We start from the raw sequence: 13,941 nt of genomic DNA, 5'->3' as shown, positions 1-13,941 counted from the left end.
GATGAATGGATCCGCCGTCTTGGATGTTTCAACCAATTCCCGGCGCTCGTTCCCGCCCGAACGTCCACGAAACACCGCCGCCACGCACCGTGGCGGCAAGTTGTTGCCCCAATCGTTGTTCAATCACCGGCTTCCACGGCACCAGCCAGAACCCCATGCCGTCGTCGAGCATCGCGTAGCGTCCGCCGGCGAGCATGACGCTGCGACGGTAGATGCCGGCCACGCGCTGCCCGTCGGCCACCAGCCGATGTTTCAGCCCGGTTTCGGCGGCAATGTCTTTCGCGGCTTGCGCCAACTCGCGCCCGCGTAGCGTCGCCAGCAGGTTGCGCGCGAGGACGACGCGCTGCCCGCGATGCTCAGCCAATCCCTGCTCGGCGAGGAAGTCGGCGCGCTCGCTTAGCGCGTCCTTGACCTCGGCCCCAAAGCCCACATCGGCCAATCCCTTGCCGCCGCCGATCAACTGCTGGTCGAGCCAGGTGGCACCAATCACGCGGGCCTGCCGCTCAATGGGCAGGTGCGATCTCAGCTCCACCGCCACGCCACCACCAAGCCGTTGCGCGTCGTACTGTCGGCCACGCTCGGCCAGGTCGTCGGGGATGCGCCAGACCCCTTCGGTTTCGCGCTCCACGATGCCGGCGCGGCGCAGGGCTTCGAGCCGGCGCACATGCGCGGCCACCACCTCGCGCGGGTCGCGGCCGGGCGTGGTCTGACCTTGGGCGACAGCCAGGTGATGATCGGTGCGGTACACGCCATCGACGGCGAGCGCGCCGATGTTGCGGTCAGCCGCACGCACGTCCGCCGCGCCTTTCACTTCCACAACGGCACCCGTCGGGTATTGCTCCAGCTCCGACCGCGGCGGCAGCGCGACGTAGTGCGCCTTGCCGTCGATGCCATCGACGATCAGGTAGCCCTTGTCGTACAGCTCGTCGGCCAGCCCCTTGCCGGCGACGCGGCCGACAAGCGTGCGGCCGTCGCTGCCCGGCTCGAACACGGCCAGCTCGCGGGACTTGCCGCTCATCGCTCGCTGCATGGTGCGGATGATGTCGCCGCGCTCGCCCATCGCCCTCAAGGTCGGTTCGGCGTCGGCATGGACGGCCCACGCGCCGGGCTGCTGCTCGGTCGCCAGCCCCATGCGCTGCAAGTGTTGCAGGCGACCGGTCAGCGCCTGCCGCTGGCGTTGCAATCGGGGTTCGGCGAGGCGTTCGACGCGCACCAGGCCGTCATCGCCGGCTTCTCGCTGCAAGCTGCGATCCAGCCCCGTCCACCGTTCTTGTTCCACCTCGCGCAACATGGCGCGCTGCATCTCCAGCTCGGTGCGCGGCCCGAGCCATTCCGTCGCCAGCTCCGATGCCCGTCGGCGCATCCCCTCGGCGATGTAGTCGCGGGAAATGATGAGGTCTTTGCCGGTGTCGTCCTTGCCGCGCAGGACGACGTGCGTGTGCGGGTTGTCGGTGTTCCAGTGATCGACCGCAACCCATTCCAGCCGCGTTCCAAGGTCAGCCTCCATGCGCGCCATCAGGTGCCGGGTGTAGGTGCGCAGGTCGTCGAGCTGTTCGGCATCCTCCGGCGAGACGATGAAGCGGAACTGGTGGCGGTCGTCCGCGCCGCGCTCCTTGAACGCTTCAAGGTCGGCAGCGTCGGTCGTCGGCCCGTAGGCGTGGCCTGGCCCGCCCTGGCGATCGACACCTTCGCGCTCGATGTAGCGCAGGTGCGCCGCAGTCGAGCGCGGCCCGGCCTTCGCCAGATTCACCAGTCGGGCCTTGATCGTCACCGATTCCATCTGTTGCACGAACAGCCGGATCTCCAGCGGCGACAAGGCGCGATCCTTCGGCACGAAGGTGGCGATCGTGGATGGCCCCACGCTGTCAGCAGGGTTGTCCACCTTTTCCCCGTGAGCGATGGCGTAGACATAGACCTGCTTCACGATGTCCCGAATCTGCACCGCCGTGGACGGTGCCCCGCGTTCCTTGACCTTGTTGCAAAAGGCCCGCAGGTCTTCAGGCTGGATTTCAGTCAGCAGACGATTCCGAAAAGCCGGCAGGATGTCCCGATCAATGATGTGCTGACGCGCGGCGCGAGTGCTGTCGGCCCATCGTGTATGGGCCAAATAGGTCTCCATCGCCGCGCCAAAGGTCTTGATGTCGGTCACGCGGCGTTTCTCGCGCTGCTTTTCGAGCGCGGGCGACATGCCCTTGAGAACAGCTTTGCGTGCATCCAGCAGCAGCTCGCGCGCCATTGCCAGTGAAATACCGTCAGCGCCATAGCGCCCGAGGGTCAACGTCTCGCGGCGGCCGTTGAGGCGGTAGTCGTAGCGGAAGGTGACGGTACCGCCAGGCGATACCGTCACGTACATTCCATCTCGGTCAGAAGCCTTATAAATCTTGGACTTAGGCTTCAGGTTACGCAGTGCAGTGTCAGTAAGCATCGAGGTTTCCTCCGGCTTTTGACGGCTTTACCGTCAGGTTTTACCGTCAGGGACCTGGAGACCTGCTGATGCCCGGAAAGCCGTATGAAACAAGCATTCCTGAGAAGATTTTTACCGTCAAAGACGGTAAAAGTCTGAGTAGTGAACGAGAGTGTCTTAATCTGGCCTCGATTTTTACCGTCAGCTCTACCGTCAACTTTTTCTGCTGGCCGGCGATAGCCACCGATAGATGCCGCGACGTATTTCTTTCAAAATCAATACGTTATGGCCATTTTTAGATAGCTGGCGATAGTCCTCGAAGAACGTCAATTCACTCCCACTCAATCGTCGCCGGCGGCTTGCCCGAAATATCGTAGACCACGCGGTTGATCCCGCGGACCTCATTAATGATCCGGTTCGACACATGGCCAAGCAGATCATGCGGCAGATGCGCCCAATGCGCGGTCATGAAGTCGAGCGTCTGCACCGCACGCAGCGCCACGACATACTCGTACGTGCGCCCATCGCCCATCACGCCGACACTCTTCACCGGCAGAAACACCGCGAACGCCTGGCTCGTCAGGTCGTACCACGACTTGCCGGTTTCCTTGTCGATAAACGTGCGCAGCGTCTCGATGAAAATCGCGTCGGCACGCCGTAGAAGATCGGCGTAGTCGCGCCGCACTTCGCCGAGAATGCGCACGCCGAGACCCGGCCCCGGGAACGGATGGCGGTACACCATCGCCGGCGGCAACCCGAGCTTGACGCCCAGTTCGCGCACTTCATCCTTGAAAAGTTCGCGCAGCGGCTCGAGCAGCTTGAGATTCAGCGTCTCCGGCAAACCGCCGACGTTGTGGTGGCTCTTGATGGTCTGCGTCGCCTTCTTGCCCTTGCCCGCCGACTCGATCACGTCCGGATAGATCGTGCCCTGCGCGAGCCACTTCGCGTCGGTCAGCTTCGCCGCTTCGGCCTGGAACACTTCGACGAATTCAGCGCCGATAATCTTGCGCTTCGCTTCCGGGTCGGTCACACCGGCGAGCTTCGACAGGAATGCGTCGCTCGCATCGACGTGGATCACCTTCACGCCGAGGTGATCGGCGAACGTCGCCATCACCTGCTCGGCTTCGTTCAACCGCAACAGGCCATGATCGACGAACACGCACGTCAGCTGATCGCCGATCGCACGATGCAACAACGCGGCCGCCACCGACGAATCGACGCCGCCCGACAGGCCCAGAATCACATGCTCGCCACCGACCTGCGCGCGAATCTGCTCGACCGCCTCGTCGATATAGTTGCCCATCTCCCAGTCCGGCTTCGCGGCACAGATCTGCAACACGAAACGTTCGAGCATCGCGCGGCCCTGCACCGTATGCGTGACTTCCGGGTGCCATTGCAGACCGTAGAAATGGCGCGTTTCGTCGGCCATCGCCGCAATCGGGCACGATTCCGTCGACGCCATCAGCTTGAAGCCCGCCGGCATGTCGAGCACCTTGTCGCCATGGCTCATCCATACCTTGAGCATGCCGTGGCCTTCCGGCGTGCGGAAATCTTCGATGCCGTCGAGGAAGGCCGTATGGTTGCGCGCCCGCACTTCCGCATAACCGAACTCGCGCAGGTGCCCGTTATCGACCTTGCCGCCGAGCTGCTCGGCCATCGTCTGCATGCCGTAGCAAATGCCGAGCACTGGCACGCCGAGCTCGAACACCGCTTGCGGTGCACGCGGCGTGTCGGTCTCGACCACCGAACTCGGACCGCCGGACAGGATGATGCCCTTCGGCTTGAACTCGCGGATAAACGCGTCGCTCACGTCGTGCGGATGAATTTCCGACAGCACGTGCGCCTCGCGGATGCGCCGGGCAATCAGTTGAGTGACTTGCGAACCGAAGTCGAGGATCAGGATCTTGTCATGCATGGCAGCGGGCGGAATCGAATGGATGATGAGGATAGATAACACCGCGCGCCTCGCGCGGTATTGATCGGGTTTCGTTGTGGTTCAAGTCGTCGAGGCGGGCTCGATACGCCGTGTTCCCGATGCTCGCGCCCTCGGCAGCAATGTGCGCGCAAGCAGCGAGGACCAGGTGGCGTGAAATCATGCTGTCTGAAACGCGGGCGAACTGCGGGATCTGCTGGAAGCGGCGCGATGACAAGCGCGTCAGCCATGAAACGGCGGCCTCGGCGAGCCAGGCGACCCCGCCGCGTCGCGGCGCGCCTGTTCGCGTGCTGCGTCGCGTGCTTCGTCGCGTTCGGCTTCGGCATCGGCCGCCGCGTCGCGCTGGCCGGCGGGAACGGCGGCAATATCGGGTTCCAGCGGGAGTCCACTCACCGGATCGACCAATCGTCCGGTCGCCGGATCGATCGTGCGGCCTGTCGCGGGATCGATAACGGTCGACTGACGCGGCGACAGCACCGGTTCGACGACAGGTTCCGTCGCCGCATAACCGCCCGAACCCGCGCCGGCTGCAGCCGATCGCGCCTTCGCCTCGGCTCTGGCTTCCTGCTTTGCGTCTTTCGCCGCCTGCCGCGCCGCGGCCTTATCGGCACGCTCCGCGGCAGCCACCTCGGCGGCAATCACCCGCTCGCGGCGCCTGACCGCGCTGGCGAGGCGCACACCGCCCAGCCCGACGACCAGCAACACGATCGCGACCACCACCGCGACCAGTTGTCCGAAGCCCGTCAGCGACGGCGTATGCAGGCCGATCAGCCAAACCAGCATCAGCACCGCGGTCAGCCAGTTCACATGCCCGATCACCTTCGCGACCGTCGCCGTCATCGCGCCGTCGAGCGACGCATGCAGCGCAAGCCAGGCGAGCCCGACGAGCGCGAGGCCGAAGCCCTGCCCGACCAGCACCGGATCGGTCTGCACGAGGTGCAGCGCGTCGTACAGCGATTTCCACGGCGTGACGAGAAACAGCAGCCCGAACGCCAGCAGCAACAACGCATCGATGATCAGTACGGCACGCAGCAGCGGCTTCATCGGCGATCAGTCCACGTGATAGTTGGGCGCTTCCTTCGTGATCTGCACGTCGTGCACATGCGATTCGCGCATGCCCGCGGCAGTGATTTGCACGAACTCGGCCTTCTCATGCAGTTCGTCGATCGTGTTGCAGCCGCAGTAGCCCATGCTTGCGCGCACGCCGCCGATCAGCTGGAACAGGATCGCGCTGACCGCGCCCTTGTAGGCGACGCGCCCTTCGATGCCTTCCGGCACGAGCTTGTCGATATTCGCGGAGTTGTCCTGGAAGTAGCGGTCCGCCGCGCCGTCCTTCATCGCACCGACCGAGCCCATGCCGCGATACGACTTGTACTGGCGGCCCTGGTACAGGAACACGTCGCCCGGCGACTCTTCGGTGCCGGCCAGCATGCTGCCCATCATGACCGTATTCGCGCCGGCCGCGAGCGCCTTGCTGACGTCGCCCGAGAAGCGCACGCCGCCGTCCGCGATCAGCGGCACGCCCGAGCCCTTGAGCCCTTCGGCGACGTTTGCGATGGCCGTGATTTGCGGCACGCCGACGCCCGCGACGATGCGCGTCGTGCAGATCGAGCCCGGCCCGATGCCGACCTTCACGCCGTCCGCGCCGTATTCGACGAGCGCCTTCGCCGCGCTGGCGGTCGCGATATTGCCGCCGATCACCTCGACGTACGGGAAGTTCTTCTTGACCCACTTGACGCGCTCGAGCACGCCTTTGCTGTGGCCATGCGCGGTATCGACGACGATCACGTCGACGCCCGCCTGCACGAGCAGCGACACGCGCTCCTCGTTGTCCGCGCCGACGCCGACTGCCGCGCCCACGCGCAGCTTGCCGTGCTCGTCCTTGCACGCGTCCGGGTGTTCGGTCTGCTTCGTGATGTCCTTGACCGTCATCAGCCCGCGCAGCTCGAACGCATCGTTGACGACCAGCACGCGCTCGAGCCGGTGGCTATGCATGAGCGCCTTCGCCTCGGCGAGCGGCGTGCCTTCCTTGACCGTGACGAGGCGCTCGCGCGGCGTCATGATCGTGCGCACGGGTTCGTCCAGACGCGTTTCGAAGCGCAGATCGCGATTCGTGACGATACCGATCAGCTGCGCGCCTTCGACAACCGGAAAACCCGAAATGCCATGCTGTTGCGACAGCGCGATCACATCGCGCACCTTCATTTGCGGCGGCACCGTGATCGGATCGCGCACGACGCCCGACTCGAAGCGCTTGACCTTCGCGACTTCGCGCGCCTGCTCGGCGGCGGTCAGGTTCTTGTGGACGATGCCGATGCCGCCCTGCTGCGCCATGGCGATGGCCAGACGCGCTTCGGTGACGGTGTCCATGGCGGCGGACACGAGGGGCATATTCAGGGAGATATTGCGGGTCAGCCGGGTTTTCAGGCTGGTGTCGCGCGGCAGAACGTCGGAGAAGGCCGGGACGAGGAGCACGTCATCGAACGTGAGTGCTTTCTGGATCAGACGCATGGCAAATCCTATAGGCGCAAAAGCGAATTATACGCGATACCTCCCCGGTTTTCATCGCGCGAACAGTAAGTTAGCGAATTTCGTAACGTTTTTTCCACGGCTTCCGGCACCGCATTTCGCTTTTCCGTTCAGGTGCGGTTCGATCGGTTTTCGTTTGGGAAAACCGCCGGCTTGCAGAATCGAACAAGACTCGCGCGAGCGGCCCACGCTATGCTGCGCGCACTTTCAGTCTTTCGGATCGGGGCAGGCAATGCAGCGCGGCGTGATGTACGGAATGATGGCCGGAGCGTTATGGGGCACGGTTTTCCTTGTGCCGCGGCTGCTCGCCGATTTTTCGCCGCTTCTGCTGAGTTCCGGCCGGTACATGATGTACGGCGCCGTCTCGATCGTTGCCGCGCTGCCGTCCGCGCGCTCGCTGCTCTCGCGCGTCACCGCTGCGGATATCGCCGCGCTCGTCAAGCTTGCGCTGGCCGGCAACCTGCTCTACTACCTGCTGCTGACGGGCGCGGTGCATAGGGTGGGCATGGCGCCCTCGTCGCTGATTGTCGGCGTGCTGCCGGTCACCGTCACGTTGCTGGGGCGGCGCGATCGCGGCGCGGTACCGCTTGCGCGGCTCGTCTGGCCGCTCGCGATGGTGCTGGCCGGCATCGCGTGCATCAATATCGACGTATTTTCGAGCGCTGCGGGCTCGGCCGCGGGCGCCGATGCGGTCGCGGGCAGCCCGATCCTGACGAAGCTCACGGGCCTCGCATGCGCGGTCGGCGCGCTCGTTTCGTGGACGTGGTTCGCGGTCGAAAACGCCCGCTATCTGCAACGCAACGACCATTTCAGCGGCAGTGAATGGTCGGTGCTGTGGGGCATCGTGACGGGCCTGCTCGGCGCCGCGTTGTGGATTGCGGTGGCCGCACTGCCGTCCGGCTTCGCGACCGCCCCGCATGGCCCGCTCGCGGACTCGCGCTGGCATCTGTTCTGGATGCTGAACCTCGGGCTCGCGATCGCTGCGTCGTGGCTCGGCAATGGGCTGTGGAACGCCGCGGCCAAGCGCCTGCCGCTCACCCTCTCAGGGCAATTGATCGTATTCGAAACGCTGTTCGCGCTGCTTTACGCGTTTATCTACGACCACCGTCTGCCGCGCCTGCTCGAGGCGGCCGCGATTGCGCTCCTGCTGGCGGGCGTCAGCTGGTCGGTGCGTCAGCACGCGGACGACGACGCGAAGCGCACGTCGCTCGAGGAAAAGGCACAGGCGGCCGTGCATTGAGGGCGCGGCGCCTTACCGCGAATCCTTGGGCAACCACTTCCGCCCTTCGATGGAGCCGTCCCTGCGCGTCTTCTCGACGCGCCGCTGCCGCGCGAGCTTGGGATCGACGATCAGCGGACGGTAGATCTCGACGCGGTCATGGTCCGCGAGCACCGTATCGAGCGGCTTCAGCTTGCCGAACACGCCGACCTTCTGCTTCGTCAGATCGATTTCCGGGTGGCGCTCGAGCACACCGCTCGCGCCGATCGCCTGTTCGAGCGTCGCTCCCTGCGGCAGTTGCAGCGAAACAAGCGTCTGCTGGTCAGGCAGCGCGTAACAGACCTCGATTGACAGGAACGCACTCATCGCGGGCCGCTCATTGCTTGCCGTAGCGCTGGTCCGCGCGCTTCACGAACGATTCGACGAATGTATTCGCGATATGGCTGAATACCGGCCCGATCAGCTTCTCGAGGATGATGTTCGAGAATTCGTAGTGCAGTGCGAATTCGATCTTGCAGGCATCCGCGCGCAACGGCGTGAAGCGCCAGAAACCGGTGAACTTGCGAAACGGCCCGTCGGCGAAATTCATATCAATGCGCGACGGCCGCTGCTGCGTGTTGTGCGTGGCGAAATGCTGCTTGATGCCCTTGAAGTTGATGTCGATGCGCGCTTCCATGCTGTTCTCGTCCTGCTGACGAATCTCGACGCCACCGCACCACGGCAGGAAGTTGGGGTAGTCCGCGACGTCGGTGACGAGGTCGAACATCTGTTCCGCCGAATGGCGTATCAATACGGTTTTCTGGACATCTGCCATAAATTCAACGGCACGCAGCAAGAGTAAAGCGGTAAAAGAAGAGTACGCGACCTGGTTGATGCGAATGCGTCGCAAGCGCCATACGCGCGCGATGCAAACAGATAAAAATCACGTAAAAAAGCAGTCCGGGCACAGCGGCTTTCCGGCTTTGCTTTGCTAAAATCGTGATTTTAAACGAGTTGGGCAATTTCCATTCATGAGCATCATCGAAAACAGGAAGGCCTTCTTCGATTACTTCATCGAGGAGCGCTACGAAGCCGGACTCGTGCTCGAAGGATGGGAAGTCAAGGCGTTGCGTGCGGGCCGCGGGCAGATCAAGGAAGGCTACGTGGTGATCAAGAACGCGGAGCTGTTTCTGATCGGCACGCACATCAGCCCGTTGCCCGAAGCATCGACGCACATCACGCCCGACCCCATCCGCACGCGCAAGCTGCTGCTTCACTCAGCGGAAATCAGCAAGCTGATCGGCAAGATCGAGCAGCGCGGCTACACGCTCGTGCCGCTGAATTTTCACTACAAGGGCGGCCGCGTCAAATGCGAAATCGGCCTCGCGAAGGGCAAGAAACTGCACGATAAGCGTGAGACCGAGAAAAAACGCGATTGGGAACGCGAGAAGGCACGGCTGATGCGCACGCCGACGTGATTGGCGTCGGCGCACTGGCAATCACGCAACTCAGGCGTTTGCGCCCTTCTGCTGCTTGACGATCGTGAGCGCCGACGCGATCATCGAGCTCATCTCCGACAGATTGCCCGGCACGATCAGCGTATTGCCCTGCTTCGCGAGATTGGCGAACGCATTCACGTACTGCTCGGCCACCTTCAGATTCACGGCTTCCATGCCGCCCGTCGACTGGATCGCCGCGGCAATTTTCTGGATTGCCTGCGCATTCGCTTCCGCCACCGCGAGAATCGCCGCCGCCTGGCCTTGCGCCTGATTGATCGCGGCCTGCCGCTCGCCTTCGGACTTCTGGATCGCCGCCTCGCGGCCGCCCGACGCGATATTGATCTGCTCCTGCTTACGGCCTTCGGATGCCGCGATCAGCGCGCGCTTTTCGCGCTCCGCGGTGATCTGCTGCTGCATCGCGTGCAGGATTTCCTTCGGCGGCGTCAGATCCTTGATTTCGTAGCGCAGTACCTTCACGCCCCAGTTCGACGCGGCCTCGTCGAGCGAGGACACGATGCTGTGATTGATGAAGTCGCGTTCTTCAAACGTCTTGTCGAGCTCGAGCTTGCCGATCACCGAACGCAACGTGGTCTGCGACAGCTGCGTAATCGCGAACACAAAATTGCTCGAGCCATACGACGCCTTCATCGGGTCCGTCACCTGGAAGTACAGCACGCCGTCCACCTGCAATTGCGTGTTGTCGCGCGTAATGCAGACCTGACTCGGCACGTCGAGCGGAATTTCCTTCAGCACGTGCTTGTACGCGATGCGATCGACAAACGGCACTACAAGCGTCGCGCCCGGCGTCAGCGTCGCGTGGTAGCGGCCGAGCCGCTCGACAATCCATGCATGCTGCTGCGGCACGATCTTGATCGTCTGGCCGACCAGCACGATCACGATAATCAGAAGCACGACCGCGAAGATCGTCGATTCCATGGCTGCACCCCTTTTCTGGTTTGATTCGTTATGCGGCTGATTGGCCGGATAGCGCTGCGTTACCGCTCCTGTTGCCGCTTTCGTTACCGATCTGGACTGGCGACCACCACCAGACAACTACCGCGCAACGCGGTGACCCGATACACACGCGCATCTTCGGGCTCGCCGGGCGCGAGTTCGACGTCCCAGGCCGCGCCGCGATACTGCGTCCGCGCGCGGCGCTCGTGCCACTCGGGCACCGTCAGTGTCGCGCCGATATCGAGATTGACGTCCGGATTGTGCGCGGCGTCCGCGCGCTTGTTGCGGCCGAAGCGCGAACGCCGCAACAGCGCGACCGCAACGAGCGCGACCAGCGCCGCCACCGCGAGCTGCACCGGCAGCTGCGCGCCCGCGAGACGCGCAAGCGCCGCGGCGACGAAGCCGAGCGCGATCATCAGCAGATAGAACGTGCCGCTCATCAGCTCGAGCACGATCAGCACGCCCGCGCCGACCCACCAGAACCAGCCTGTTAGCGCCACTTTGGCCTCCCCAAAGCAAAACACCCCGGAACCATCCGGGGTGTTTTATAGCACGAACTTGGCAGCGAATCTGGAACGATTTGTCGACGATCGATGCCAGTTCAGCATTCGGGCGGCGCTTGCGCTTGCACGTGTGCGCTGCCCGACAATGCAATGCGTGCCGCTTACTTCGTCTGCGACTTCGCCAGCGCCTGCCACGTATCGATGATTGTGTCCGGATTCAGCGACATCGACGCAATACCGATTTCGGTTAGCCACAGGGCAAAATCCGGATGGTCCGACGGGCCCTGGCCGCAAATGCCGACGTACTTGTTCAGGCGCAGGCACGCATCGATCGCGCGCTTGAGCATGAACTTGACCGCCGGATCGCGTTCGTCGAAGTCGGCCGCGAGCAGCTCCATGCCCGAATCGCGATCGAGGCCCAACGTGAGCTGCGTGAGGTCGTTCGAACCGATCGAGAAGCCGTCGAAGTACTGCAGGAACTCTTCGGCGAGAATCGCGTTCGACGGCACTTCGCACATCATGATGAGCTTCAGGCCATTCAGGCCGCGCTTGAGCCCGAACTTCTCGAGCAGTCCGACCACGCGCTCCGCCTGTTTCAGCGTGCGCACGAACGGCACCATGACCTCGACGTTATCGAGGCCCATCTCTTCGCGCACGCGCTTCAATGCCGCACATTCCATTTCGAACGCGAGCGCGAAGTCTTCGGCGATATAGCGCGATGCACCGCGGAAGCCGAGCATCGGATTTTCTTCATCCGGCTCGTAACGCGATCCGCCGATCAGCTTCTTGTACTCGTTCGACTTGAAGTCCGACAGACGCACGATGACGGGCTTCGGGTAGAACGCCGCGGCGATCGTCGCGATGCCTTCGGTCAGCTTGTCGACGTAAAACGCGCGCGGCGATGCATGGCCGCGTGCGACGCTCTCGACCGCCTTCTTCAGGTCCTGATCGACGTTCGGGTACTCGAGAATCGCCTTCGGGTGCACGCCGATATTGTTGTTGATGATGAACTCGAGGCGAGCCAGACCCACACCGGCGTTCGGCAACTGCGAGAAGTCGAATGCGAGCTGCGGGTTGCCGACGTTCATCATGATCTTCGTCGGGATCGGCGGCAGTTCGCCGCGCTGCACTTCGGTCACTTCGGTTTCGAGCAGGCCGTCGTAAATGCGCCCTTCGTCGCCTTCCGCGCACGACACGGTAACGAGCGCGCCGTCCTTCAGCACGTCGGTTGCGTCGCCGCAGCCGACCACCGCCGGCACGCCGAGCTCACGCGCGATGATCGCCGCGTGGCACGTCCGGCCGCCGCGGTTCGTGACGATCGCGGACGCACGCTTCATGACCGGCTCCCAGTTCGGGTCGGTCATATCGGCGACGAGCACGTCGCCCGGCTGCACACGTTCCATCTCCGACGGATCGTGAATCACGCGCACCGGACCCGCACCGACCTTCTGGCCGATCGCGCGGCCCGTGGCGAGCACCTGCGACTGACCCTTCAGCTTGAAGCGCTGTTCGGACTTGCCGTGCCCCTGGCTCTTCACCGTCTCGGGACGCGCCTGCAGGATGAAGATCTTGCCGTCACGGCCGTCCTTGCCCCACTCGATGTCCATCGGACGCTGGTAATGCTTCTCGATGATCACCGCGTACTTCGCGAGCTGGATCACGTCTTCGTCGGTGATCGAGTAGCGGTTACGCTGCTCGGGCGTCACATCGACGGTCTTCACGCGGCCCGCTTCGCCAGCCTTCGTGAACTCCATCTTGATGAGCTTCGAGCCGATCGAGCGGCGGATGATCGGGTACTTGCCCTGCTCGAGCGTGGTCTTGAACACGTAGAACTCGTCCGGGTTCACCGCGCCCTGCACGACGGTTTCGCCGAGACCGTAGCTCGACGTGATGAACACCGCGTCCTTGAAGCCCGATTCGGTATCGAGCGTAAACATCACGCCGGCCGCGCCGACGTCCGAGCGCACCATGCGCTGCACGCCCGCCGACAACGCGACTTCAGCATGCGTGAAGCCCTTGTGGACGCGATACGAGATGGCGCGATCGTTGTACAGCGACGCGAACACGTGCTTCATGCGGTCGAGCACGTCCTCGATGCCGACGACGTTCAGATAACTTTCCTGCTGACCGGCAAACGACGCGTCGGGCAGGTCTTCGGCCGTGGCCGACGACCGCACGGCAAACGAAAGTTCAGGCGAGCTTTTCGACAGCGTGTCGAATGCGCCGCGAATTTCCTCTTCGAGGCGCGCCTGCAGCGGTGCATCGACGATCCACTGGCGAATTTCCTTGCCAGCGGCCGCGAGCGCCTTCACGTCATCCACGTCGAGCGTTTCGAGACGTTGGGCGATGCGTTCGGTCAGATTGTTGTGATGCAGAAAATCGCGAAATGCGAGCGCGGTCGTGGCGAAGCCGGTCGGCACCTGAACGCCCGCTTCCGCGAGCTGACTGATCATCTCGCCAAGCGATGCATTCTTGCCGCCAACGATATCCACGTCGGTCATTCGCAACTGTTCGAACGGAACTACATACGCCTTGTCCTTTGCGACGTTAACTGCGTTAGTCATACAAGCCCCTAAGAGTGGAAGAAATACTCGATTGCGCAAGTGGGCTTGCACGCGCGGCGCTCATAAGAAGCGTTCGCGCGTCTTGCGCAACCTGTTGGAGAAACAATCGCCGGTGCAGCCAACCGGACTCAAGCTGACGCCTGAGCGGCCGTGGCCTTCGGTTTGCTTGCAATTGCTTATCCAACAGGTTGCCGCTATTCTACCGTGCCGATTCCCCGAAATGTGCCGGTCGGCCAACAATGGCGCGAAGCGTGCCGCACAGCCGCGTACGCAGATGCGGTTAAAATCGGGCAGAAGCCCGGCCGTCGGGCATATGCAGCAGTTTTCATGCCGCCCCCTAGTTCGAGCGGTTGCTCT

Annotated in this window: 11 protein-coding genes; 2 read left to right on the top strand and 9 right to left on the bottom strand. The window is 63.3% G+C overall.

What is annotated here, in order from left to right; translation table 11 throughout:
* Nucleotides 1-28: 28 nt before the first annotated feature.
* The 4 genes from ACYPXD_RS14610 to guaB form a co-directional block, all read right to left on the bottom strand.
* Nucleotides 29-2,425, bottom strand: coding sequence for a DUF3363 domain-containing protein (locus ACYPXD_RS14610; protein WP_459712406.1), 2,397 nt, complete (start codon nt 2,423-2,425; stop codon nt 29-31).
* A gap of 310 nt (nt 2,426-2,735) precedes the next feature.
* The gene (gene guaA / locus ACYPXD_RS14605; protein WP_459713321.1) at nt 2,736-4,319 is read right to left on the bottom strand and encodes a glutamine-hydrolyzing GMP synthase; all 1,584 of its coding nucleotides are present in this window, start codon (nt 4,317-4,319) and stop codon (nt 2,736-2,738) included.
* Nucleotides 4,320-4,559: 240 nt separating this feature from the next.
* Nucleotides 4,560-5,381 carry a hypothetical protein gene (locus ACYPXD_RS14600; RefSeq protein WP_459712403.1) on the bottom strand — a complete coding sequence of 274 codons (822 nt, stop codon included), beginning with the start codon at nt 5,379-5,381 and terminating at the stop codon, nt 4,560-4,562.
* Nucleotides 5,382-5,387: 6 nt separating this feature from the next.
* Nucleotides 5,388-6,848 carry an IMP dehydrogenase gene (gene guaB / locus ACYPXD_RS14595; protein ID WP_459712401.1) on the bottom strand — a complete coding sequence of 487 codons (1,461 nt, stop codon included), beginning with the start codon at nt 6,846-6,848 and terminating at the stop codon, nt 5,388-5,390.
* A 250-nt stretch (nt 6,849-7,098) separates the two neighbouring features.
* Here guaB and ACYPXD_RS14590 point away from each other — a divergent pair, with 250 nt between their 5' ends.
* Nucleotides 7,099-8,106, top strand: coding sequence for a DMT family transporter (locus tag ACYPXD_RS14590; protein WP_459712399.1), 1,008 nt, complete (start codon nt 7,099-7,101; stop codon nt 8,104-8,106).
* 12 nt (nt 8,107-8,118) lie between these two features.
* Here ACYPXD_RS14590 and ACYPXD_RS14585 read toward each other — a convergent pair whose 3' ends face one another.
* Nucleotides 8,119-8,451, bottom strand: coding sequence for an RnfH family protein (locus tag ACYPXD_RS14585; RefSeq protein WP_459712397.1), 333 nt, complete (start codon nt 8,449-8,451; stop codon nt 8,119-8,121).
* Nucleotides 8,452-8,461: 10 nt separating this feature from the next.
* Nucleotides 8,462-8,899 carry a type II toxin-antitoxin system RatA family toxin gene (locus ACYPXD_RS14580; RefSeq protein WP_459712394.1) on the bottom strand — a complete coding sequence of 146 codons (438 nt, stop codon included), beginning with the start codon at nt 8,897-8,899 and terminating at the stop codon, nt 8,462-8,464.
* Nucleotides 8,900-9,095: 196 nt separating this feature from the next.
* Here ACYPXD_RS14580 and smpB point away from each other — a divergent pair, with 196 nt between their 5' ends.
* A complete protein-coding gene (gene smpB / locus ACYPXD_RS14575) occupies nt 9,096-9,542 on the top strand; it encodes an SsrA-binding protein SmpB (RefSeq protein ID WP_459712392.1) in 447 nt (148 codons plus the stop codon).
* A 30-nt stretch (nt 9,543-9,572) separates the two neighbouring features.
* On the opposite strand, the gene ACYPXD_RS14570 is transcribed toward smpB, so the two are convergent.
* From ACYPXD_RS14570 to ppsA, 3 genes are all read right to left on the bottom strand, one after another.
* Entirely contained in the window at nt 9,573-10,499 is a 927-nt protein-coding gene (locus tag ACYPXD_RS14570; RefSeq protein WP_459712390.1) for an SPFH domain-containing protein, read from the bottom strand.
* A gap of 83 nt (nt 10,500-10,582) precedes the next feature.
* Complete coding sequence (locus ACYPXD_RS14565; protein ID WP_459712388.1) at nt 10,583-11,017, bottom strand: NfeD family protein; 435 nt, start codon at nt 11,015-11,017, stop codon at nt 10,583-10,585.
* Between the two features lie 164 nt (nt 11,018-11,181).
* Nucleotides 11,182-13,584: a phosphoenolpyruvate synthase gene (ppsA, locus tag ACYPXD_RS14560; protein WP_459712386.1), complete on the bottom strand. Its 2,403-nt coding sequence runs from the start codon at nt 13,582-13,584 to the stop codon at nt 11,182-11,184.
* Nucleotides 13,585-13,941: the final 357 nt, after the last annotated feature.

The organism is Paraburkholderia sp. 2C, assembly GCF_054589215.1.
Note: the sequence above shows the minus strand (reverse complement) of the source record. Positions and strands in the feature narration are given on the sequence as shown.

Excerpts from the sequence above, each read along its gene's own strand:
- ACYPXD_RS14610 (WP_459712406.1), bottom strand. The coding sequence starts at position 2,425 with ATGCTTACTGACACTGCACTGCGTAACCTGAAGCCTAAGTCCAAGATT.
- guaA (WP_459713321.1), bottom strand. The coding sequence starts at position 4,319 with ATGCATGACAAGATCCTGATCCTCGACTTCGGTTCGCAAGTCACTCAA.
- ACYPXD_RS14600 (WP_459712403.1), bottom strand. The coding sequence starts at position 5,381 with ATGAAGCCGCTGCTGCGTGCCGTACTGATCATCGATGCGTTGTTGCTG.
- guaB (WP_459712401.1), bottom strand. The coding sequence starts at position 6,848 with ATGCGTCTGATCCAGAAAGCACTCACGTTCGATGACGTGCTCCTCGTC.
- ACYPXD_RS14590 (WP_459712399.1), top strand. The coding sequence starts at position 7,099 with ATGCAGCGCGGCGTGATGTACGGAATGATGGCCGGAGCGTTATGGGGC.
- ACYPXD_RS14585 (WP_459712397.1), bottom strand. The coding sequence starts at position 8,451 with ATGAGTGCGTTCCTGTCAATCGAGGTCTGTTACGCGCTGCCTGACCAG.
- ACYPXD_RS14580 (WP_459712394.1), bottom strand. The coding sequence starts at position 8,899 with ATGGCAGATGTCCAGAAAACCGTATTGATACGCCATTCGGCGGAACAG.
- smpB (WP_459712392.1), top strand. The coding sequence starts at position 9,096 with ATGAGCATCATCGAAAACAGGAAGGCCTTCTTCGATTACTTCATCGAG.
- ACYPXD_RS14570 (WP_459712390.1), bottom strand. The coding sequence starts at position 10,499 with ATGGAATCGACGATCTTCGCGGTCGTGCTTCTGATTATCGTGATCGTG.
- ppsA (WP_459712386.1), bottom strand. The coding sequence starts at position 13,584 with ATGACTAACGCAGTTAACGTCGCAAAGGACAAGGCGTATGTAGTTCCG.